Source organism: Fructobacillus sp. CRL 2054 (genome assembly GCF_028764065.1).
In the GTDB taxonomy this organism is placed as follows: Bacteria; Bacillota; Bacilli; order Lactobacillales; family Lactobacillaceae; genus Fructobacillus.
Genome location: NZ_JACOFN010000009.1, coordinates 22546 through 45819 on the forward strand (window position 1 = coordinate 22546; position 23274 = coordinate 45819).

Here is a 23274-nt window from a genome sequence, read left to right on the forward strand (position 1 = left end):
TTAGATGGAACAAGATTCACACTCGTTCACACCGGCTTCTTGATTATCATCCGTAAAGGTACGAACATAGTAAATCGTTTTGATACCCTTCTTAAAGGCGTAGTTACGCAAGATAGACAAGTCACGTGTCGTCATCTTGTTCGTACGATCATCCTTCCATTCGTAGAGCCCATCAGGAATCGTTGAACGCATGAAGTATGTCAAAGACATTCCTTGGTCAACGTGTGGCTGTGCCGCTGCATAAACGTCAACAACCTTACGCATATCCGTATCATAAGCTGATTGATAATAAGGAATCGTTTCGTTTGAAAGGCCAGGCGCTGGATAGTAGACCTTTCCAATCATCGCCTCTTGACGTTCTTCAATTCGGTTAATGATTGGGTGCAGCGAAGCTGTCGTGTTATTAACGTATGAAATCGAACCAGTTGGTGCAATGGCGTGACGGTAAGCGTTATACAAACCATTTTCCATAACTTCCTTCTTCAACTGCTGCCAATCTTCATGGCTTGGCAAGTGAATGTTTTCAAAGAGCTTGGCGACTTTTTCAGTCTTAGGACCAAAGTCCTTTTCCAAATACTGGTTGAAGTATGAGCCATCCGCATAGGCAGACTTTTCAAAGCCAGCAAACGTTTCCCCACGGTCTTCTGCAATGTGCATGGAAGCAATCAAAGAGTAGTAGTTTAACGTTGAGAAGAAGGTTTGAGTGAAGTCCAAGGCTTCTTCATCTCCATACATCATTTGGTTTTGTGCAAAGAGGGCTGCAAGTCCCATCGCACCCAATCCAACGGCATGCTTCTTCTGGTTACCATTTTCAACAGAAGGCACAACGTTTAGGTTTGAGTTGTCGGAAACAAAGGAAAGCGCACGAATCATTGCTTCAACTGAAGCCCCGAAATCCGGTGTCTTCATCATGTTCACAATGTTAACGGAACCCAAATTACATGAAATATCTTCACCCAACTTTGTATATTCCTGTTCATCGTTTAATTCTGATGGTGTCTGCACCTGCAAAATTTCTGAACAAAGGTTTGATGAAATAATCTTTCCATCAATTGGGTTGGCTGCGTTAACCGTATCCACGTTCATAATGTATGGATAACCAGATTCCTGCTGCAACTTTGAAATTTCTTCTTCGACTGTTCGTGCAGGAATCATCTTACGACGGATATTCTTGTTTGCTAACAAGTTATCGTATTCCGCAGTCAAATCAACGTAGTTAAATGGCACTCCGTACTCACGCTCAACATCGTCAGGTGAGAACAAAGCCATTTCCTTATTGGCCTTTGTCAATTCGTAGAACTTGTCCGGCACAATCAACCCGAGGGAAAGCGTCTTAACACGAACCTTCTCATCGGCGTTTTCCTTCTTGGTTGCCATAAAAGTCATGACGTCAGGATGGAAGATGTTTAAGTAGACAACACCGGCTCCTTGACGGGCTCCAACCTGTGAAGAGAAGGTAAAAGAATCTTCCAATAACTTCATAATTGGCACGATTCCACCAGCTGAATTAGCAATCCCCATTACCGGCGCACCAGATTCACGGACATTGGACAAGTTAATTCCAACTCCCCCACCCATCTTAGATAGTTGGAGTGCTGAGTTGATAATACGCCCAATGGAATTCATATTGTCCGTTGCTTGCAAAACAAAACAAGAAACCAATTCACCACGACGTGCACGTCCCGCGTTCAAGAAGGATGGCGTTGCCGGTTGGTAACGTTGGTGCACCATTTCGTTTGCAAGCGACATTGCTAATGTCTCATCACCATTGGCATAGAACAAAGCGTTGGCTGCAAGTCGATCAATGTATGATTCAACGTAGTAAGCCTTGTCATTGGTCTTCTGTGCATACTGGTTATAGAACTTAAAGGCAGCCATAAAGGAAGCAAAGTGAAAGTCTTCGCCCTCCAAGAAGGCATAGAGTTCTTCGATGAAAGACATCTTATACTTTTCAATGAAGCCCTTTTCCAAAAAGTCGTTCTTAATCATCCAGTCAAAACGTTCTTTTAATGAATCAAACTTTTTCATGTTTGGTTCAACGTTTTCTTCCATGAATGCTTCTAAAGCTTCCTGGTCTTTTTCAAGTTGAATCTGACCGTTTTTTGGAATGTTAACTTCGTTGTTTAAATCAAAATACTTAACATTCGCGAGATCGATGTCTAATAATGACATGAAATTCCTTTCCGTTGCTTGTACTTAGCAAATTCTTTTTTACTGAAGCAAATCTTATTACGATATGTAATAAAAAGTAGCTACACTAAAAAAGCTTAAGCGGTCAATTGCTTCAAAACGGCAGGTTGGAATCCAGCAAAGGCTTCGCGACCAGCTACTTGAACAACGGGTGTTTGCTTGAATCCCTGCTCCTTCAATTGAGCGAGGTATTCAGGTTGCTCTTCAATGTTAATTTCTTTGAATCCCAAACCAAGTTGATCCAAGTACTTCTTTGTCATCTTACATTGAACGCAGTTATTTTTTGTAAAGACCGTAATTTCTGACATAAGGTGGTCCTTCTTTCTCTCTATATTTATCGCTGTTTAATCAGGCTTTTAACGTTGATTTAAACAACGGGACAATCTCTAGTTTACTGTTTTAAAAATAGACTTCAAGGTCTAAAGATGTCTGCACAAACAAATATTTCCAGAACCTTATCAGACCGGGTTTTTGAATTTATTTTGTGCATTTTTATACAAAGGCTGATAACCCCTTATTGTTCGGTTTCTTACCTTGTTATTACAATTTAGAATCTAATAAATCACTTCTTATCCCAACAATGAGGGGAACATCCATTCTGTTACCCCTTGTGAAGAAGGCTTTGTTACATTTGTCATTGTACGCCATTACCCACTTACCATCGCCGTATTTTTTGATATAATAAGTATTAAATAAAGAAATCGAATTGAAAGAGGTATGTGTTTTGGATTCAGGTCCTTCGTATTTAATTAATACACTTATTATTGTTTTTATCTTACTACTTGCAGTGCTCTTTACTTTAACTGAGTACTCCTTAGTTAAGGTGCGACTCTCAGCTTTACAGGCCCTACAAGACGACCGTGAAAAGCCTTCAAAGAACATCGCTTCCGCTATCCACATGGTTACCCACCTAACAGAGTTCCTTTCAACTGCTCAGGTTGGTATCACGCTGACTTCCCTTATCTTAGGTTGGGTCGGTGAAGAAACAGTGGCCGATTTAATTATTCAGTCACACATGCTTCCAACGGACATGGCCAAGCCTGTTGCCTCTGTGGCTGCTATCGTTATCTTTACCGTTCTGCACGCCGTCTTCACTGATTTGGTGCCAAAGAACATTGCCATTGAAGAACCAATTAAGGTCCTCCTTTTCATTGTTAAGCCTGTACGTTTCTTCCACATCACTTTGTTCCCAATGATTTGGTTGCTTGACCACATGTCAAACTGGGTCACCCACCTACTTGGTTTCCAAGTGACAAACGATGACGATATCTACTCTCAAACCGAGATTCTATCATTGTCTAAGAATGCAGCTGAAGCCGGTGAATTGGATACTGAAGATTTGACTTTCATGCAACGCGCATTTGAAATGAACGATAAAGTTGCGGTTGATGTTATGATTGACCGTACATCAATGGATGTTATCGATGTTTCTCAAAGTATTTCTTCTGGATTGGACGAATACCTAAAGGTTCGTCATTCTCGTTTCCCAGTCGTCGCAGATGGTGATAAAGATAAGATTCTAGGATACGTCTTCAACTACGACCTTGTTCGCCAAAGTCGTATCTCTGGTAAGGAATCAGTTGCCAAAATCATGCGTGATATTCCCGCTGTTCCGGAGAACATGGACCTCCACAACGTCATGGACGAAATGGTTATGAAGCGCTCACCAATCGCAGTTGTTGTTGATGAGTATGGTGGTACTGCCGGTATTATCACTGATAAGGATATCTACGAAGAGTTATTCGGATCCGTTCGTGATGAAATGGATGACCAATCGGACGAGTACATCGAAAAGCTCGGTGATCGCCGTTACAAGGTTTCCGGTAAAACAACTTTGTATGACTTCCAGCGTTACTTCCACACAGATGTGAAGGAATTGGACGATGATGAAGCTGTCACGTTGACCGGTTACGTTTTGAAGCGTGATCCTGACTTCCGAACGGGCGATTCATTACGTATTGCTAATTACAAAGTCACTGCACTTGGATATGAAAACGCCTTTATCCCAGAATTCGCTGTGAAAGAACTTGATGATGAACCTGTTGCACCATCTTCATCTGAAGATGGTGAATCAAGTACTGATGAACAAGATGATTCAATTGATAAGCCAAAGTTCCACCTGCGTGAACGCAATGACCATCACGCCACTTCTGATGATAAATAATGAAGATATAAAGCAGCCCTAGGGCTGCTTTTTTTATAAATAAATTGGTAAATTAAATCCCCCTTACCATTCGGTCTAGCTTTTCTTTCGTGGTAAACTAGGGTTAAACAATTGTTGCAACAACCAACAAGATCTTTAAAGGAGCTGTTTATGACCGCCATTGATTTGTACCTCGTTCGCCACGGCCAAACCTATTTCAATCTCACACGTCGTTTGCAAGGGTACTCTGATGCACCATTAACCGAGTCAGGTATTCATGATGGCCACTTAGCCGGACAACGATTAGCCAATGTCCACTTCGCCGGTGCCTACTCATCCGACCTTACTCGAGCAATCCATACGGCGAAGTACCTTCTATCAGAAAATCAGGCAGGTTCACCCATTTGGCCACAACAACTACCTGACTTCCGTGAAGAGAATTTCGGTTCATTTGAAGGTATTGACTCACAAGTCGCTTTAACGCAGTTAAACGCCTTCTCAGACACCTTTTATGCCGATTATTCAGACATGATTACGAAACGTGGCATGGCTGAATCTATGAACCTCTTTGCACTGGCTGACCCTTATAAGCTTGCAGAAGACTATGATCACTTTATCAAGCGTGTTAAGAACGGTTTCAAATTCCTTCTAGAAGAACACAAGGACGGTGACCAAGTACTAGTTGTAGCCCATGGTACAACTATTCGTGCCATTGTCGATTACTTTGGACACTCTGAATTAGCCGTTAATTCAATTAGCAACGGTGCAGTAACCAAAATCCACCTTAGCGAAGAAGGTGGTCGTGTCGATATCTTTAACGATAGCGAAACGGTTTTTAACGTAAAATAAAACGGAGTCGGCGTTCGCCGACTTTTTCAATGGAGAAACAAATGGAAGATTTTAATTCTACTGAAGTAAAGATACGTCCAGTGCTGTTAGCAGCTTTAAAACAAGACCAGAAGCAAAACTTAGACTATGAGTTAGAAGAGTTAGCCAATTTAGCAAAGGCCAACCGGCTAAACCCGGTCGAAACGTATATCCAGTCATTAGAGCGTCCAAACCCAGCGACCTACTTTGGGAAAGGTAAAGTCGAGGAACTGCGCATTGCCGTTCAAACCTACGATGTGGATTTAATCGTTACAAACGACGAATTATCCCCATCGCAAATTCGTAACCTAGAAAAAGCAACTGACGCCACGGTAGTTGACCGTACTGGTTTAATTTTAGATATTTTTGCACAGCGTGCTCAAACGAAGGTTGCTAAACTTCAAGTACAGCTTGCTCGTTTGCAGTACCAGCTCCCTCGCCTTCGCACATCCATGTCCGTTTCCCTAGATCAGCAGACAGGTGCCGGTGGTGGCGGTTTTACCTCTCGTGGAGCCGGTGAAACACAGTTAGAGCAGTCTCGCCGTCGATTAACTTCGGAAATGGTTGCAATCAAAAAGGAGCTAGCTGAACTACAAAAAGACAGTTCGGTTCAAAGCAAGAAACGCCAAGAATCTGAAATTCCAACCGTTGCTCTTGTAGGTTACACCAACGCCGGTAAGTCAACTTTGATGAATCAGCTCTTAACGCGTTTTGGACAGGGAGCTGAAAATGACCAAAGTAAGCAAGTCTTTGAAAAAGACATGCTCTTTGCAACCCTGAACACAACGATTCGACAGCTAACGCTTCCTGACAAATCACAGTTCTTACTTTCAGATACAGTTGGCTTTGTTTCAAAACTCCCCCACCACTTAGTGGCTGCCTTCGAATCAACCTTACAAGAAGCTGCCCAGGCCGACTTACTATTACAGGTTGTCGACATCTCAGACCCTCACCACAAGGAGATGATGGCCACTACTGAAGAAACCCTTGAGCGCTTAGGAATCAAGGATAAGGCCATGATTACCGTCTTTAACAAGGCGGACCTAGCCGACCTAGCCTATCCACTTGTTGATGGTGATGGTGCCATTACAATCTCAGCAAGGGACCGCACCTCCCAAGACGAGCTTTTAAAGCTTGTTAAGAAAGAAATCTTTGCTGATCGTCAAGAAATGACCCTACACGTTCCCTTCGCCGATTCAGCGGTAGTTGCCAATATCTTAGATCACCACGAATTGCTAGACCAGGAATTCGATGAGAATGGTACGGTTCTGACTGTGGCCCTTTCAAGCGAAGAAGTCCAGCGATACCAAAAGTACATCCATTAAAACATAGAAAAAGCCTTCTAGTGATTGCTAGAAGGCTTTTTTAGAACATTAATTTTTAAATAAAAAAGCAGGCATCTCTGCCTGCTAAAAGTGATTGCCTAACGGCCTTATTGCCCCTGCTGGGATCGAACCAGCGCATGGAGGTACCAAAAACCTCTGCCTTACCACTTGGCCAAGGGGCAATCGTAAGATACCAGCTACTTTTTGCAGCAGCGATGGGAGCGGTAGGATTCGAACCTACGAACCCGAAGGAACGGAGTTACAGTCCGTCGCGTTTAGCCAGACTTCGCTACACTCCCGAATGCCTTACGACTTAAATATTATAACAAGCCTAGCTAGTACTGACAAGACTTTTTCGAAAATTCTTTTATTTTTTTCTAGACATAAAAAAGGCCTGACAAATGTCAGACCTTTTTCTTTCATAAACTAGTGTTTAATTCTTTTTTCCAGGGAATGCCCAGTTAGTCTTTCCGAAGACCTTCAACATCGCTGGCACAAAGAGCAAACGAACGAAGAACGCATCGAAGAAGATTCCGAAGGCCAAAGCCAATCCCAATGACTTAATGGTTGGGTCAGAGTTCAAAGCAAATGAACCAAAGACGGCAATCATAATCAAGGCGGCAGTGACAACAATTGGACCTGAATCCTGCATAGCAACCGTTACGGCACGATCGTTGTCCCCTGTCTTCTTGTACTCTTCACGAGCACGTGAAACCATAAAGACTTCGTAATCCATGGCCAAACCGAAGAGAATGGCTGTAACGATGATTGGCAAGAAAGCAATCAATGGGGCACCCTTTGATACGCCGAAGAAGCTCTTCATGAACCCTTCTTGAATAACCAAAGTCGTGAATCCAAATGATGCCAGTAGTGACAGACCGAAACCAAGCATGGCAACAATTGGCACAACGAATGACTTAAAGACGGCCATCAAAAGCAAGAAGGCCAAAACCATAATTGTGGCAACGAAGATTGGTGTTGCCTTGTTCAACTTATCCGTGATGTCCAAGTTAACAGCGTTAATACCTGTCAAAGTAATCTTTGCATCGTACTTTGACTTCGTGGTGTCAGAGTAATCCTTAATCTTATTAACAAGGTTAGTTGTTTCAACAGCCTCTGATCCCTTCTTAGGGGTAATCAACATAAGAGCGTACTTACCATCGTCAGAAACCATGTACTTACGACCGGCTTGAGCAACAATCTCAGTCTTCATCTTAGCAGCCGCAGCATCCTGCTCTGCCTGTGTTGGCATTTGACCAGTAGCCTGAGCCTGGGCGGCCATTTGCTGCTTTGCTTGAGCAGTCATTTGCTCTTGCAATGTAGCAGCCTTGACTTTATCAACTGACAAAGTCTTCATCGTCTTAACACCCTTCAAGCCGGCAATATGATCAGCAATCTTATTCAAGTTTGCTTGGTTTTCATCAGATGACTTTGATGAATCCAACTTCACAACAGCAACCAATGGTGAGTTAATTCCTTCACCAAACTTGTCAGAAATCATGTCATAGGCTTGACGTTCTGTACGGTCTTCTGGAAGTGAACCGTTGTATGGCATACCCAAACGCATGTTTTGTGCTGGCAATGCCACGGCTCCTAGGATAACGATAACAGAAACGATAACCGTCCAAGGGTGACCAGTTAAGAACTTTGTAATCTTTGATGGGTTAGCAGCCAATTCATCAACAGTCTTTGTAGCTGGCTTAATAAACTTTGCGCACAAAGCAATCAAGGCTGGCAAGAAAGTCAAAGCGGAGAATACGGCAAAGGCCACGGCAAAGGCGGCAGCAATTCCCATCGTCGTAACGAATTCGATGCCAGCAAAGGCCAACCCAAGAACGGCGATAATAACCGTGACACCGGCAAAGATAACTGAAGCACCAGCTTCAGACAAAGCACGTCCAAGTGCTTCTTGTCGATCACCATTGGTATCAGCCAAATCCGTCTTATAACGGTTCAAAATGAAGAGTGAGTAATCAATTCCAACGGCCAATGACAACATCACGGCCAAAGTCTGTGAAACAGAAGCCATGGTCAAGAAGTTCGTTCCGATGGTAACCAAAAGGATACCTGAAACCAAACCGACCAAAGCTGAAATAATTGGCATTCCAGCCGTTACAAAGGAACGGAAGAGAACCAACAACAAAACAAAGGCAATGGAAATACCGATAATTTCTGAAGGACCACCAACTTCAAAGGCGTGAACCTGAACGGATCCAGTAAAGGCAACCTTCGTGTTTGACGTCTTCACCTTGTCGTTGAAGATGTCCATCACCTTATCAATGGCCTTACGTGGTACATCGTTAGCATCCTTCTTGTAAGTGATATCAACGTAGGCGGTCGTCTTATCAGAGGAAACAGCATCAGATTCGTATGGGTTGGCGATTGACTTAATGTCATCACCATACTTATCTTGAACCTTCTTAATAGCTGCGGCCACATCAGCCTTCGTGCTATCTGATGTCACATCCCCGTTATCCTTCTTCTGAATAACGGCCTTCATAGTTCCCGCATTAGGATTTTGATTAAATTCCTTCTGCAAAGTTGATTGAATGTTCGTTGAAGGGATACCAGAAATTGTCAAGTTCTGTGTGTAGTGTGAACCTAAGCCAAGTGCCCCAGCCGCCAACGCGGCGACAACAACGATCCATGCAAAGAAAGTCTTGAATTTATTATTATAAATCCATTTTCCTAAGCTTTTAAGCATAGTCGTTTCTCCTTTTATATATTTTCATTTAACAACTGAATCTATTCTAAACATGGAAATATTTACGGTAAAGGGGTAAAATTGAGATACTGTCGCGCAAACATTACAACAGAGAGAAAGTGTCCCTTTTATGGCTAATAAAACCTACACCCTCATGCATGAACACCTGCTTGATACAGCAGGTGACCTTCTAACTAAAATGCCTTTTTCAAAAATCACTGTGAAACATATTTGCGAAGAAGCAGAGGTCAACCGTAATACCTTTTACCGTCATTTCGATGATAAATTTGAATTGCTAGACGTTATCGTCAAAGAAGCAATGACAATTTTGAGCAACCAAATTGATATCGATTCTTTTCAGGATGCCCCCTTTACTACAATTAACGAATTTACCTTTCCTGACTCACTGTCCGTTTTAGATTTTCAATTAGAAGACAAAGTCTTCGAAGAACAATTCTACAACGCAGTTTTCCGTGAGTTAACAGCGATGGCCTCTTCGTCTGACATTCTTTGGCTCTTGGGGAACATGCAGGTGATTCGCATCTGGAATAGCAGCCTGCCAAAGCCTTACTCCTTCCAAAAGGACTACGCGCTTTTTGATCAGATTATTCGAGAAAAGAAGTTCCCTGGTATTGATAAATAGGTTTTCATAACAAAAAGCCCACTGGTTCTTTTGAACCAGTGGACTTTTTTTCTTTTTAATGAATCAAAACCATCAAAGACATCACCTGCACCCAGCCATTATGGAAGATGTGCATCAAGATAGAAGAGGAAAGCTTGTTGGTATAACTATAGGCATAGGCCAAACCTGTCCCAATAATCAAATATGGTGGCAAATCTAAAAGCGATAACCAAGTATAAGAACCTAGGTGGTAAAGACCAAAGAGCAAGCCAGAGGCAATGATTGTCACCCAAGGAGCCTTCTTCCAATTAAAGTAATGGAAGAAAAGGCCACGGAAGACAAGCTCTTCCATAATTGGGCCAAGAAAAACAATCACTAGCGAAAGCACAATGATTGAGTACCGCCCTCCAAAAGACATCATGCTGTCCAGGGCCGCCTGATTTTCCGTAGTACCTGAAGTAATTTTCGATAAGAAAAAGTTTTCAAAAACTTGCCAAGACATCATCCCCGCTAAAGAAATAATGTAAATAGCGGCGATGTGGGCGAACTCGGATTTACTTGGCCAATCAATTCTTTTAGGTGATAAATGCTTCAAGAAACCTTTCACTGTCTCTTTGCCAGCATTCAGCGTATCCATGCCAAAGTAAATGAAAAAGCCGGATAGGAGTAGCCCGCAAAGCAACAAAATATCTCTCATTTGATCTGAGAAGTAAACCGACAACTGCAATAGTGCCATTGCCAGATACTCAAAGCAAAAGAAGCCAAACCAAGCCAGTACCTTCATAAAACTTTGAATTGTCCAACGAACCCGACGGTGTTCTTGAAAAAAAGTGGCCAAAGCCTTCATATTTTATTCCATCCTTATATTCTTTGATAAGAATACCATAATTAATACTTTTCAAGCAAAAAGTCATCGAAACGAGCTAACAAATACTCCCATTTCGATGACTTTTGTTTATTCACTATCCGATTGACTAGCACTTGGTAATAACTTGACTAGTATGTCAGCCACAAGGAAGAGGCCGGTAACCACAACAACCCAGATGTTTGTATAGCCGTCGCTAAACTCTTCCGAAAGTAAGCCGAGTAGACCGAGCAATAAGAGTGGCTCAATCCAAAAAAGCCACATCGATACCCCAGTGTCACGATAGCGTCGAAACGATATTGTCACCATTGGAATCAAAATCGCCAAAATAAAAGCCGTTGCTAAAATCAACCAAATAATCATGGCAAAAGCTACAATTAGGTTCAATACCAAGACTTGATCCGTCATCCCCAGCAAATAGAACAAAAAGGAAGAAACGCTATAAAAAATCAGAGCCACAATAATATTCACAAAAGTCGCCAACCAGTAATCTTTGCGGCCAGTACTTTGGTTTAAATTAAAATAATGAAAGAAAAAATTACGATAGGCTTGCATCATATTATTCACCATACCCTTAGTACATTAATTATATCATTATTCAAAGGAAATCTTGACTGAGTCTAAATACGGATAAAATAAAAAAAGAGCTTTCGCCCTTTTTTATTAATCCTTTAAGGATAATTTTTCTTCAATTGTTCGCAAGACACCAGCTTCGACGTTTGTTGTAACCGCCTCTTTATCGTGCATCTCATGCATAAAGGTTGCTGCATTAGGCATCAAATACGCTTCCTGATACTTTTCAAGCATTTCCAAGTCATTGGAATTATCCCCAAAGACCATTACTTCTTCATCTGAAATTCCATAATAGTCTTGTAAAATTTGTAGGGCGTTCGCCTTATTGACATCACGCGGAAGAATATCAACCGATCCAAAGCCTGAACCTGTAACATGAATCTCATGTCCAAACAAATCTTCGATATCCTGAACATAAGTCTGCACTTCTTCATGCGGCCAAATAAAGGACACACCAAGTATTTGATCATTAATCTCAAGTAACTTTTCAACCTGCATCACATTTGGATAAAAGCGAGAAATCATATCGATTACTTCTTTCGTCGCATGATTCGAAACATAGGTTCCCTTGATACCTGAAAGAACAATTAAGTTATTAGCCGAGGGAGCATACCCACTATTCCAGCGGATGACTTTTTCAATTAAATCAGCGCTTAAATAAATGGAATATAGATTCTTTTGAGAAGTTGCCACCACCGAACCATTTGATCCGACATAGTCAATTTGATTTAGAAGATCAGCATCAATTGGTGCAAATAACTCTTTTAAATTCTGAAGGCGTCGTCCCGAAGCAGCCACAAAGCGGATATCTCGCTCCTTCAATTGACGCAGAACCTTCTCAAAATGGGCTTGATCGTATTCATCCTCATTTACTAAGAACGTACCATCCATATCGGAAGCAATCAATTTAATTGTCATAATTTCGCCTTTCTCGTCAATAATCGGGGACGGCTCAACGGCTAGTGTTTATTCTGCAAAACCTTCTAAATACTTGTCATAAGCTTCTTGGTCAAGAACCCAGTCCAACTCACCAATGTATTCCACATGTGGATCATGATAAGCAAAACCATGCTTAAACTTATACAGACCATCTTCTGGTGTAAAGTCACCAACACCACCAAAGTCGTAGCGTACTTTCTTTTCAGCAAGCCCCCACTTTAACATTTCCCATTGAACCAAATATGGACCGTAATGCTTTGCATAAGAACGGTTTGAGCCTGCGTACATATACCAAATCTTATCACCATAAGAAAAGCCAATTCCAGCTGCAACAACCTGTCCATCAAAGTGGGCTAAGAAAACACGGAAAGCTGAATCATCAGCCCAGAGTTCTTGCATTCGGTAAAAGTAGTCAATTGGTCGATGGGTGATATTTTGCGCCTTTGCCATCATTTTATAAGTCTCAAAGAAGGCATCAATATCTTCCTTTGAACGTCCAGACGTGATCGTAACACCATCTTTTTTAGCACGACGAATCTGGTTTCGGTAATCACTCTTAAAGTGGTGCATCAATTCTTCTTCGTTTGTAATCACTGAAGCGCCTTCACCACGACCATCATAAAAGAGTTCTACGTTGCGACGTGGTTGGATGTTCCCATGCATATAGGTAACATCCACGTTGCGAGTTACAAAACCGGCTGCTTGATATGCCGCATCAAGATTCTTATCATAAAGAACTTCTGGATCCATTCGAAGGAGAAAGACATTGTCAGGCAAGTTATCCAAAGCTTCTTGAACAAGAGACTTCACTAGTTCAACATCCTGAATGTTGGCGACTGGTCCCTTAGGACAGTATGCCAACAGCTTACCAGGGACAGCCTCAATGGTTAAAACAGCCATAGCAGCCGTAATCTCGCCGGAATCATTTGTACGATAAATATAAACATGACCCCAGTTTGCTTTCAACTCACCCCATTTGGGGTCTTGAGTCACTTGACCGCCATCCTGTTCACGGACGAAGGTCTGAAATTTTTCAACTTGTTTGCTATCGTTTAAATCAAGTACTGCCATCGTTGATTATTTCCCCGTTGTAATAGATGCATAGTTTTGAATGAAGTAGACCAAAGTCTGCAATTCATTAGTCAAGTCAACGTTTTGAACACGAACACCATCTGGTACTGAAACACGAAGTGGCGTAAAGTTCATAATACCCTTGATACCCGCTGAAACTAGGCGATCAGTGATTTCTTGGGCCTCTTCTTGTGGAACAGTCAAAATAGCAATGTTAATCCGTTGTGCTTTAATTTGTTCTTCCAATTCAGACATGTCATAAATTGGCACACCTGACAAAATCTTGCCACGATGCTCATTAATATCAAAAGCAGCCGCAATTCGCATGTTCGAAGATTGGTGGAAATTAAAGTTCAAGAGTGCGTGACCCAAGTGGCCGACACCAATCAAGGCGACGTTAATCAATGAGCTTTGATCCAAAACCTTTGCAAAGAATGACAGCAAAGCCTTCACATCATAGCCATATCCACGCTTACCCAAGGCACCAAAGTATGAAAAGTCACGACGAATGGTCGCAGCATCAAACTTTGTTGCTTCCGCTAACTCAGCAGATGAGATTCGGTTAGTCCCTGCATCTTCCAAAAATGTTAAATAACGATAGTAAATCGGCAACCGTTTAGCGGTTGCACGAGGAATTCGCGCTTGCTCATTCATAATTTCTTCTCCATCAGTTCTTTGTGAAAATTATTTTATTTGTGAAAAATATTATTTAAATTATAGCATAATACAAGACAACTCGAAATAGCTTTGATGATTTTTCACAATCATTTTATCACATTATCGTGAAATATTTATTAAATGGATACTAAAAAAACGGAAGAAAAAAACAGGCATCCGCCCGTTTACCACTATTTTTCTTCTCGCAATGGGAAATCAAGACCTGGATGTGTGTTCAAATCCAAATCGGCAAAAATACCATCCTTATAATTCCAATAGCCTGCCGCGCCAATCATGGCTGCGTTATCACCAGTGTATTGCTTAGGCACAGGAATAAAGTCCGTTTCAGGAAATTCCTGAATCAAATCAGTCAAAGCTGCACGTAAGCCAGAGTTGGCAGCAACACCACCAGCAAGCACCAAGGACTTTACAGGAAAATCCGTCAGTGCTCGACGTGTACGCTCAATCAAAGCCTTAATCACAGCTGCTTGGAAGGAAGCAGCCAAGTCTGCCTTATCAATCTCTTCTCCGCGCTGCTCCGCGTTATGAACCTGATTAATCACCGCGGACTTCAACCCTGAGAATGAAAAGTCATAGCCAGCCTCATGGGCCATTGCCTGTGGGAAGTCGATGGTTACCTTACCTTGCGCAGCCAATTCATCAATTGCCTTACCTGCTGGGTAATTCACTCCCATCAGGCGACCGACTTTATCATAGGATTCCCCTGCCGCATCATCGTAGGTTTCGCCCAAGATTTCAAAGGAATTCTCCTCCGTCATCAGAACCAACTCGGTGTGCCCACCGGAAACCATAAGGGCAATGGCTGGGTATTCAATCGGCTTATTGAAGTTTGCTGCGGCAATGTGCCCAGCTAAATGGTTAACCGGGATAATTGGTAGATTGTGAGCCATCGCAAAAGTCTTCGCCCCCATCAACCCAACCAAAAGTGAGCCAACTAGGCCTGGCCCGTAGGTAACGGCCACACCGTCAATGTCTTCCGGTTTTAACCCAGATTCGTCCATTGCGATGTCCAAAGTCTTCGTAATCCACTCCAAGTGGTGCCTTGAAGCAACCTCCGGAACAATCCCTCCAAACCGTTGATGGGAGTTAATTTGTGTGGCGACCGCGTTGGACAACACTTCCTTGCCGTCTTTTACAACAGCAACGGAAGTTTCGTCCGCGCTCGATTCAAATGCAATCAATGTTGTCATGGCTTTTTCTCCATTAAAATGGCGGTCTGACCGTCTTGGTAATAATTCGGGCGTTCATGGTACTGCTGAAAGCCCATCTTCTCATAAATGTGCCTGGCGGCTAAGTTCCCCTCCGCTACTTCCAAAAACAAGTGGCTATCAGCGTACTCCTGCAAAAATGTATTGAAAAGTACCTGGCCAATTCCTTGGCCCTGCCTATCCTCTACCACCGCCAAATCATAAATCTCAATCTCGTCTAGTACCTGACTAAAGGATATGAAGGCATCCTCAGCTTCGTCAATTAAATAACTTACTCGACCAGCCGATAATTGCTGAGCAATTAAATCGTGCGGCAAGGGATTATGCTTACCAAATGCTGACTCGGCAATCCCAGCAATCGTTTCAAGGTCTTCATTTGTTGCTGCTCTATGCATCGAGGTAATCCACCATTGAAATCGCGTCTTCCTTATTATCGATGTAGTAATTCTCAATAACGTCCTCAACAACAAAGCCAAGTCGATCATAGAGTGCTAAGGCCCCAGTGTTCGAACGACGAGCCTCCAAAGAAAGCTTTGGCAAGTTAATCTCCCAAGCCACCGCCTTTGCCGTATTAATCAAATAGGAGCCAACCTGACGGCCCTGCCAAACTGGCAAAACCGCAATGTTAGCAATATGCAGATCGGGCACTTGTTCCCGCCGCACTAGCGCAATAAAGGCCACAACCTGATCACGCTTCGATGCCACTAAGTAGAGGCGGTCCTTTTCCTGCTTTAGTTCATGGTAAAAGTCTCGCGACACCCAGGGAGCATAGCCGTTATAAACTGCCTCTTGGATTGCCACCAACCCTGGAATATCAGCAACCGTCGCCAGACGCAAAGTCAACACATCCCCATCGGCCGCCTCAAAGCGTTCCGTTGGAAAGTCAATTAACGTCTGCGCGACAGGCTTTTCTTTTTTCTTCTTTTTCCTAAACTTCAAAAACATAGGGCTTGTCCAGTGGCTGTCCTTGGTGGGCTTTCTCCCAGTTCAATTCAGCCTGTGTCTTACGCAAGTAAGCAGGGGTTAAGTTCGCAACATCTTCGACGGGCTTAGCTGTTTTAGCTAAATCAACTAAACCGGTTCCATCAGGAAGTGAGTCCTCTTCCGATAAGATGGTTAATGGCATCCGACCAAGTTCTTCTTCAATCATCTCTTCGAAATGACTGCCATCCCCAACGACAACAACGGGTTCGTTCATTTGAGCAATCAAATGCAAAACCTCATCGATTGGATAGTGACCATCTTCCAAGACGGTTTTATCGTCAATATAGGCACCAGCAAAAACGTTGTCGTTACGGGCGTCAAAGAGTGCCAACACGATTTTCTTTTGATTCCCCTGCAGCTGAATCTGACGAGCAATGGCCTTCAATGAAGAAATGGCTAACAAAGGCTTCTTCAAAGTGTCAGAAAGGACTTTGCCGACCGTCAAACCAATGCGAAGGCCAGTGAAGGAGCCCGGCCCCTTGGCAACGGCAATCTGGTCTAAATCGTTTAGCGTCCAACCTTCGTCCTTCATCAAATCCTTGACCGCTGGCAGTAAATCAATCGAGTGGTTCTTTGGTTTATTCGTTACAAAAGAGCCGAGAATCTCCCCGTTTTCAGCTAATGCCACCAAAAGTGGTTGATTACTTGTATCAATTGCTAAAACTTTCATAGGGCCCTCCAAAAGCACTTTTCTACTCTCTTTATTTTACTAGAGTAAAACTTCTTTTCAAATAAAAAAACCGCTCTTCGCGGTTTTAATGACCAAGAGGTCAACTTAAACAAAATTACTTTGCCAAGCCTTCGTTACGCATCACAGCTGATACGGCTTCGATTGCTTCCTTAGCATCATCACCATCGGCCTTGATCGTTACGTCTGCGCCATGGCCAACACCGAGTGACATAACACCCATGATGGACTTCAAGTTAACTTCCTTGCCTTGGTATGACAAAGTCACTTCAGATGAAAACTTTGAAGCAGTTTGTACCAACAAGGTTGCTGGACGTGCGTGGATACCTGTTTCTGAAATGATGTTAAATTCTTTTGTTTCTGCCATGTTTCTTTCTCCTTTTGGAAAAGTCTTATTTCACAATTTAAGTTTATCAAAGCGCTTACAAAATAGCAAGATTAATCGCTCTCAGGCCCTTGAAAAAGCCGTCCACCCGATGCTTTTGCCAATCGATTATTGTATGCCTTACCGAGACCGATTTCTGGCATCGACTCAACGTAAATTTTTTCAATTACGGGTACGTCGTCAAAGAATCGTAAACCAGCAAACAGATTTTCAGATGCTTGATTTAAATTCTCACCCAAGGACCAGGATGGCTGCTCTGCATTCTTTAATTGTTTTAAGAGCGCTTCGTCAGCCATAACCGCATCATTTGCACCAAGCTTTTCTTGTAAATCATCCCAGTCGAGTGGGTCAAAGACGTAAACGTCTTTATCCGGTGCATAGTGTCGGTATTTCATACCCGGTGCCTTGGGCGCTTGGTCATCAGCAATGGACTTGGTGCTTGTTGCATCAACCACTTCCACTCCGAGTACCTTTTGCAATTCTTCCTGCGTTACCGCTCCAGTACGCAAAATCGTTGGTTGCTTAGCCGTTAAATCAATCACCGTTGATTCAACTCCCACTTGTGTTGGCCCATCATCAACAATTCCGGCAATCTTACCGGCCATATCGTGCTTGACATGGGCAGCCGTCGTTGGTGAAGGCTTACCAGATGTATTCGCTGATGGACCAACGATTGGGAAGCCCGCCTGACGAATTAGAGCACGGGTCACCTCGTTTTCAGGCATTCGGATGGCTGCTGTTTGCAGACCTCCCGTGACGAGCATGGAAACCATCCCCTCTTTAATTGGCAGAATCATGGTTAATGACCCTGGCCAAAAGGCGGCCATTAATTGGTTAGCCTGGCCCGTAATCTGGACGTATGGCGCAATCTGCTCGACATCCCCAACTGTCATAATTAAGGGGTTATCCGCCGGGCGGCCCTTAGCGGCAAAGACTTTTCCAACCGCTTCGTCATTGGTTGCATCAGCTCCCAATCCGTAAACTGTTTCTGTTGGAAAGGCCACCACTTCACCAGCCTGCAAAAGTCGCGCTGCTTCGGCAATGTCTTGTTCTGTGTTCATTAAATAATTAGTTTGCATCAACTTGTACTCGAATCATTCGGTCTAAGCCGGCCAGGTCTTTTTTCAAATCAACCTGGGCTTGTGGCAGTGCGTCTTGGAATATTTTTAGGAGGGCGGGTCCCTGGTCATAGCCAATTTCAAAATAGGCCCGGCCATGTTCATTCAAATGGTCCGCCAACTGCTTAGCCATTTGTTTATATAAAGCCAAACCCTGGTCATCAGCGTAAAGCGCGAGGTCTGGTTCATAAGCAACCACGGAATCATCCATCTCATCTTGCCCATCCCGACGAATGTAGGGTGGGTTCGACACAATGATGTCAAAACGTTGGTTAGCTACCGCAGAGAAAAGGTCCGATTCAATCAAATCAACTCGATTCTGCAAGGCGAACTTTTTCCGATTCTCCCAAGCAACAGCCAAAGCGTCACGGGAGATATCGGCAGCGGTTACCGCAAGATTAGACTCTTCAGCAGCGATAGTCAAGGCAATGGCTCCTGATCCAGTTCCAACGTCTAATAACCTGGGGCGCTCGACTAAGAATGGCTGCTTCTTTAAATCTGATAGCACCCAGTCAACCAAGAGTTCTGTTTCCGGTCTTGGAATTAAAACCCGTTCGTCGACTAAGAAATCCCGTCCATAAAAGGGTGCTTCCCCAATCACATACTGAGCAGGCCGACCCTTAAGAAGTCCAGCAACCCAATTTGGCCATCGTTCAGCTAACCATTCCGGCATAACACGGGTCAAATTAGCTCGAAGCATCCCGTAGTTCACCTGCAACGCGCCGGTTAACAAGAAATCGATATTATCCAGCGACTCCTCTTCGTCTAGGCCAGCCGCAGTTAACTCCGCCATGGCCCACTTACGGGCTTCTAGCAAAGAGATCTTTGGCTTAGCAGAACCTTTGTAAGATGAAGAACGACCTACCTGACGGTCGAACCGCCCCATCCCTGTTTCGTTTAACTCGGGCATCCGGTCTTTCATTTCATCGACCATCAGTTTTCGTTTAAGGCAGCCAACTTCGCTGTCTGTTCGGCCAAAACCAAAGCATCAATGATTTCACCCAAATCACCGGCAATAATTCGGTCTAACTTGTTCAAAGTCAAGCCGATCCGGTGGTCCGTCACACGGTTTTGAGGATAGTTGTAGGTACGGATACGTTCCGAACGGTCACCTGAACCAACCGCCGTCTTACGCTGCTCGGCATATTCTGCCTGGTTTTCCTGGGCGAAATGGTCGTAAATACGGGCGTTCAAAATCTTCCATGCCTTGGCACGGTTCTGCTGCTGGGAACGTTCGTCCTGCATGGCAACCGTAATACCTGTTGGCTCGTGGGTCAAACGAATGGCAGAAGAAGTCTTGTTAACGTGCTGGCCTCCAGCCCCTGAAGCACGGTAAACGTCTTCGCGAACATCCTTTGGGTCGATTAAGCCTTCGGCATCAACTTCTTCAAATTCCGGCATGACACCAACCGTTGCGGTAGAAGTATGGACACGGCCCTGTGTTTCTGTCTTTGGCACACGCTGCACACGGTGGGCACCAGATTCAAACTTCAACTTAGAGAAGACCTTATCACCTGAAATCATGCAGGCCACTTCTTTGTAACCACCGACTTCAGTGGTCGTCTCATCGATAATCTGAAGGCTCCAACCTTGGTTTTCCGCATAGCGGCGGTACATTCCAAGCAAGTCAGCGGCAAAGAGTGAGGATTCATCCCCACCGGCTGCACCACGAATTTCCATGATGATGTTCTTATCATCGTTTTCATCCTTTGGAAGCATCAGAATCTTAAGTTTTTCTTCCAAATCTTCCTTTTCAGGTTTTAAGTTGGACAAATCTTCTTTAGCCAACTCGTCCATTTCAGGGTCTCCGAGCATCGATTCAGCGTCTTCGATACCGGAAACGACGTCTTGGTAACGCTTATAGGTTTCGACCGTTTCACGAATCTGTCCGGCTTCCTTAGACAACTTCATATAGTTTTGTGAATCAGCCATGACGTCTGGGTCAGCCAGCATTTGGTTCAATTCATCATAGCGGTCAACGACCGATTGGATTTGTGCAAAAATCGGATCCATTATTCGTCTCCTTGTTCTTTAAGCATGTCTAAGTCTGGGTTATGCCAATGCTTACGGCAAACTGGTTTATACATCTCATCACCACCAATTTGAACTTGTGCACCCTCGTACTGGGGTTGACCATCAGTAAAGCGTAACTGAGTAGTTGCCTTCCGGCCACAGAAAGAACAAATGGTTTTCATCTCTTCGAGTTTATCGGCAATTTCGATTAAACGTTTAGCACCTTCAAATAACTGGTTGAAGGCATCGTTTTTCAAGCCAAAAGTCATAACTGGAACATTTAGTTCATCAACCACACGGGCCAACTGGTCCACCTGCTCCGGCTGTAAGAACTGGGCTTCATCAATTAAAACGGCCGAAAAACTAGGTGTTTTTTCACCCTGAACGGTTTCAAAAAGATCTTCATCAGGATGAATAACCTGGGCATCTCGGGATAGGCCAATCCGACTAGTGACTTTACCAACCCCAAAACGATCATCGACCAAGGGGGTCATTACTAAGACCTCTTTCCCCTGCGATTCATAGTTATGTGCGACCTTCAAAATTTCGATTGATTTACCAGAGCCCATTGCCCCGTATTCAAAGTATAATTGCGCCAAAATACTCACCGTTTTTCCCTTGTTTATCCTATATAGTATAGCAATTTTTGCTTCTTCTGACGATGGGCCAGACCAATTTATCAAAAACAGTTCGGCTCGTGGTAAAATAGGGCTTTAGAAAAGGAGGGCGGTTCATGTCTTTGAAAAGCCAATTGGCCAAGTTCACGGCCCAATCATCGCACTTTATTCTGCACGATATTCTAAAACGAGGTGGTACCTCACTTCCTGGGAAGCTCGCTGTTGCCATCGACCCCGATATCTTATCAGCCCTTTCAGCTGACTTTGACCTCGTCGTCGTTACTGGAACGAACGGTAAGACGCTAACCACCGCCTTAACCACACGTATTTTACGCGCTGGCGGCTACACGGTTATTACCAACCCATCCGGTTCCAACATGGTCCAGGGAATTGCTGGTACTTTACTGACAACAAAAGTGAAACCATCCCCAAACGGTAAAAAACCAGTAGCAGTCTTGGAAGTTGATGAAGCCAACGTCTTCTCTCTTGCAAAGGCCATTCAGCCTAAGTACTTCGTCTTGACGAACATCTTCCGTGATCAAATGGATCGTTACGGTGAAATCTATACCACCTATCAAAAGATTGTTGATGGTATTCAGGTTGCGCCGGATGCCAAAGTCATTACCAACGCTGATTCGCCAATCTTTGCACGTGGCGACTTTAAGAATCAGCGACTCTACTACGGCTTTGACAATGTGAAAACAGAAGATTACCAGGACCTAAAGGCGCCAAACAATACCGACGGTATTTTAAGTCCTACCGACAACTCCGTCCTCCACTACAACTTCATTACCTACGCCAACTTGGGTAAGTACTTCTCCGTTACCGATGGCTTCAAGCGCCCTGAATTAAACACGGCCGTTACCAAAGTTTCCGAATTAACGCCAAAGTTTTCCCGCTTTTCAATCGATGGCCAACCCCTTCGCATTGAAATCGGTGGTTTGTATAACATCTACAACGCCTTGGCTGCCTATGCAGTTGGTAAGGCCTTTGATGTCAGCCCGGCCGAAATGAAAGCCGCCTTTGAAGAAAATAAGCAAATCTTCGGTCGCCAGGAATCATTAAAGATTGGTAACAAGGACTTAACCATCCTGCTCATCAAGAACCCGGTTGGAACTAACACGGTCATCGACATGATGGAAACGGAAAAAGAGCCATTTACCCTGATTACCATGTTAAACGCCAACTACGCCGATGGTATTGATACATCTTGGATTTGGGACGCGGAATTCGAACGCCTCCACGATAGCAAGCTCCAAGCCGTTATGACCGGTGGTGAACGTTATAAGGACATCACCGTCCGCTTGAAAATGGCTGACTTTACTATCCAAGAAACCTTCCCAAAGACGGAAGAAATCATCCAAGCCATTGAGAAGGCACCAACAGATAAGGTCTACTTAGCTGCGACATACACGGCCATGCTCCAAGTACGTGCCGTACTACGCGAAAAGGGCTACATCAAGGAGGAATTCTAATGGCTGACTATACACTTTCTCTCGCCCACCTCTACGGTGATTTAATGAACACCTATGGCGATTATGGCAACATCATCGCCCTCCGTTACTACGCCAAGCAAATTGGCGTAACGGTTGATGACCAACTCGTTTCCCTGGGCGATACTTTCGACCCTAAGGCCTACGACTTTGCCCTCTTCGGCGGTGGACAAGATTACGAAGAAACAATCGTTGCTCACGACCTTGTTGGTAAAAAAGAGGCCTTGAAGGAATACATTGAAAACGATGGCCCCCTTTTGGCTGTCTGTGGCGGCTACCAACTACTCGGTCACTACATGGAGATGGCTGACGGTACCAAAGTCGACGGCATCGGCGTGATGGATCACTACACGACTAACATGACCGACGCTTCCGTTACCGTTGATAAAGGTGTTCGTTTAACCGGAAACATCGAAATCAAGAACAACGAAACCGGCGAAATTTACCACGGCTTTGAAAACCACCAGGGCCGTACCTTCCTTGGTAAGGGAGAAAAGTCCCTCGGAACTGTTGTCTACGGTAAGGGAAACAACGGCATGGATAAGACCGAAGGCGTGATTTACCACAACGTCTTTGGAACTTACTTCCACGGCCCAATTTTGACCCGCAACGGAAACCTGGCTAAGCGGCTCTTAGCGACCGCACTCGAACGCAAGTATCCTGAGGTTAACTGGTCCGATAAGTTAGCTCAGGTGCAAGCTGAGAGCTTCTAAATCAAATACTAAGCAATGACAACGGTCATTGCTTTTTTAATAGATAAAATCCACACAAAAAGACCGCCATTAAACAAT

The 23274-nt window shown here is 43.9% G+C and carries 23 protein-coding genes and 2 tRNA genes; 6 read left to right on the forward strand and 19 right to left on the reverse strand.

Annotated elements, in window-relative coordinates; translation table 11 throughout:
- Both nrdE and nrdH read right to left on the reverse strand, forming a co-directional pair.
- Positions 1 to 2172: a class 1b ribonucleoside-diphosphate reductase subunit alpha gene (gene nrdE / locus H7198_RS04940; RefSeq protein WP_274458669.1), complete on the reverse strand. Its 2172-nt coding sequence runs from the start codon at positions 2170 to 2172 to the stop codon at positions 1 to 3.
- Positions 2173 to 2267: 95 nt separating this feature from the next.
- A complete protein-coding gene (nrdH, locus tag H7198_RS04945; protein ID WP_091503240.1) occupies positions 2268 to 2498 on the reverse strand; it encodes a glutaredoxin-like protein NrdH in 231 nt (76 codons plus the stop codon).
- A 416-nt stretch (positions 2499 to 2914) separates the two neighbouring features.
- Between nrdH and H7198_RS04950 the strand changes: the two genes are divergently transcribed.
- From H7198_RS04950 to hflX, 3 genes are all read left to right on the forward strand, one after another.
- On the forward strand, positions 2915 to 4354 hold the full coding sequence (locus tag H7198_RS04950) for a hemolysin family protein (RefSeq protein WP_274458703.1): 1440 nt from the start codon (positions 2915 to 2917) through the stop codon (positions 4352 to 4354).
- A gap of 150 nt (positions 4355 to 4504) precedes the next feature.
- Positions 4505 to 5182 (forward strand): histidine phosphatase family protein, encoded by a 678-nt coding sequence (locus H7198_RS04955; RefSeq protein WP_274458670.1) that lies wholly within the window; start codon positions 4505 to 4507, stop codon positions 5180 to 5182.
- Between the two features lie 41 nt (positions 5183 to 5223).
- Positions 5224 to 6525, forward strand: a complete 1302-nt coding sequence (hflX, locus tag H7198_RS04960; RefSeq protein ID WP_274458671.1) for a GTPase HflX — start codon at positions 5224 to 5226, stop codon at positions 6523 to 6525.
- A gap of 110 nt (positions 6526 to 6635) precedes the next feature.
- Here the strand turns inward: hflX and H7198_RS04965 are convergent.
- The 3 genes from H7198_RS04965 to H7198_RS04975 form a co-directional block, all read right to left on the reverse strand.
- Positions 6636 to 6707, reverse strand: a tRNA-Gln gene (locus tag H7198_RS04965).
- A gap of 34 nt (positions 6708 to 6741) precedes the next feature.
- Positions 6742 to 6824: transfer RNA gene (locus H7198_RS04970), tRNA-Tyr, on the reverse strand.
- Positions 6825 to 6958: 134 nt separating this feature from the next.
- Positions 6959 to 9229, reverse strand: a complete 2271-nt coding sequence (locus H7198_RS04975) for an MMPL family transporter (protein ID WP_274458672.1) — start codon at positions 9227 to 9229, stop codon at positions 6959 to 6961.
- A gap of 130 nt (positions 9230 to 9359) precedes the next feature.
- On the opposite strand from H7198_RS04975, the gene H7198_RS04980 reads away from it, so the two are divergent.
- On the forward strand, positions 9360 to 9872 hold the full coding sequence (locus H7198_RS04980) for a TetR/AcrR family transcriptional regulator (protein ID WP_274458673.1): 513 nt from the start codon (positions 9360 to 9362) through the stop codon (positions 9870 to 9872).
- A gap of 55 nt (positions 9873 to 9927) precedes the next feature.
- On the opposite strand, the gene H7198_RS04985 is transcribed toward H7198_RS04980, so the two are convergent.
- From H7198_RS04985 to H7198_RS05050, 14 genes are all read right to left on the reverse strand, one after another.
- On the reverse strand, positions 9928 to 10698 hold the full coding sequence (locus tag H7198_RS04985; RefSeq protein ID WP_274458674.1) for a CPBP family intramembrane glutamic endopeptidase: 771 nt from the start codon (positions 10696 to 10698) through the stop codon (positions 9928 to 9930).
- Positions 10699 to 10806: 108 nt separating this feature from the next.
- The gene (locus H7198_RS04990) at positions 10807 to 11274 is read right to left on the reverse strand and encodes a DUF805 domain-containing protein (protein WP_274458675.1); all 468 of its coding nucleotides are present in this window, start codon (positions 11272 to 11274) and stop codon (positions 10807 to 10809) included.
- A gap of 105 nt (positions 11275 to 11379) precedes the next feature.
- A complete protein-coding gene (locus H7198_RS04995; protein WP_274458676.1) occupies positions 11380 to 12207 on the reverse strand; it encodes an HAD-IIB family hydrolase in 828 nt (275 codons plus the stop codon).
- Positions 12208 to 12255: 48 nt separating this feature from the next.
- On the reverse strand, positions 12256 to 13299 hold the full coding sequence (locus H7198_RS05000; RefSeq protein ID WP_274458677.1) for a lipid II:glycine glycyltransferase FemX: 1044 nt from the start codon (positions 13297 to 13299) through the stop codon (positions 12256 to 12258).
- Positions 13300 to 13305: 6 nt separating this feature from the next.
- A complete protein-coding gene (locus tag H7198_RS05005) occupies positions 13306 to 13953 on the reverse strand; it encodes a redox-sensing transcriptional repressor Rex (protein ID WP_091502654.1) in 648 nt (215 codons plus the stop codon).
- A gap of 194 nt (positions 13954 to 14147) precedes the next feature.
- The gene (gene tsaD / locus H7198_RS05010; protein ID WP_274458678.1) at positions 14148 to 15167 is read right to left on the reverse strand and encodes a tRNA (adenosine(37)-N6)-threonylcarbamoyltransferase complex transferase subunit TsaD; all 1020 of its coding nucleotides are present in this window, start codon (positions 15165 to 15167) and stop codon (positions 14148 to 14150) included.
- Complete coding sequence (locus H7198_RS05015) at positions 15164 to 15580, reverse strand: GNAT family N-acetyltransferase (protein ID WP_274458679.1); 417 nt, start codon at positions 15578 to 15580, stop codon at positions 15164 to 15166. The genes tsaD and H7198_RS05015 overlap by 4 nt, the downstream gene beginning before the upstream one ends.
- Positions 15573 to 16130 (reverse strand): ribosomal protein S18-alanine N-acetyltransferase, encoded by a 558-nt coding sequence (gene rimI / locus H7198_RS05020; RefSeq protein WP_274458680.1) that lies wholly within the window; start codon positions 16128 to 16130, stop codon positions 15573 to 15575. The genes H7198_RS05015 and rimI overlap by 8 nt, the downstream gene beginning before the upstream one ends.
- Positions 16114 to 16839: a tRNA (adenosine(37)-N6)-threonylcarbamoyltransferase complex dimerization subunit type 1 TsaB gene (gene tsaB / locus H7198_RS05025; protein ID WP_274458681.1), complete on the reverse strand. Its 726-nt coding sequence runs from the start codon at positions 16837 to 16839 to the stop codon at positions 16114 to 16116. Before tsaB ends, rimI begins: the two co-directional genes overlap by 17 nt.
- A gap of 115 nt (positions 16840 to 16954) precedes the next feature.
- Positions 16955 to 17224, reverse strand: coding sequence for a phosphocarrier protein HPr (locus tag H7198_RS05030; protein ID WP_274458682.1), 270 nt, complete (start codon positions 17222 to 17224; stop codon positions 16955 to 16957).
- 71 nt (positions 17225 to 17295) lie between these two features.
- On the reverse strand, positions 17296 to 18321 hold the full coding sequence (locus H7198_RS05035; protein WP_441316744.1) for an L-threonylcarbamoyladenylate synthase: 1026 nt from the start codon (positions 18319 to 18321) through the stop codon (positions 17296 to 17298).
- The gene (gene prmC / locus H7198_RS05040) at positions 18311 to 19294 is read right to left on the reverse strand and encodes a peptide chain release factor N(5)-glutamine methyltransferase (RefSeq protein WP_274458684.1); all 984 of its coding nucleotides are present in this window, start codon (positions 19292 to 19294) and stop codon (positions 18311 to 18313) included. Before prmC ends, H7198_RS05035 begins: the two co-directional genes overlap by 11 nt.
- Positions 19294 to 20373: a peptide chain release factor 1 gene (gene prfA / locus H7198_RS05045; protein WP_274458685.1), complete on the reverse strand. Its 1080-nt coding sequence runs from the start codon at positions 20371 to 20373 to the stop codon at positions 19294 to 19296. Before prfA ends, prmC begins: the two co-directional genes overlap by 1 nt.
- Positions 20373 to 20972: a thymidine kinase gene (locus H7198_RS05050; RefSeq protein WP_274458686.1), complete on the reverse strand. Its 600-nt coding sequence runs from the start codon at positions 20970 to 20972 to the stop codon at positions 20373 to 20375. The genes prfA and H7198_RS05050 overlap by 1 nt, the downstream gene beginning before the upstream one ends.
- A 134-nt stretch (positions 20973 to 21106) precedes the next feature.
- Here H7198_RS05050 and H7198_RS05055 point away from each other — a divergent pair, with 134 nt between their 5' ends.
- Positions 21107 to 22465, forward strand: a complete 1359-nt coding sequence (locus H7198_RS05055) for a Mur ligase family protein (protein ID WP_274458687.1) — start codon at positions 21107 to 21109, stop codon at positions 22463 to 22465.
- On the forward strand, positions 22465 to 23196 hold the full coding sequence (locus H7198_RS05060) for a type 1 glutamine amidotransferase (protein WP_274458688.1): 732 nt from the start codon (positions 22465 to 22467) through the stop codon (positions 23194 to 23196). Before H7198_RS05055 ends, H7198_RS05060 begins: the two co-directional genes overlap by 1 nt.
- Positions 23197 to 23274 lie beyond the last annotated feature (78 nt).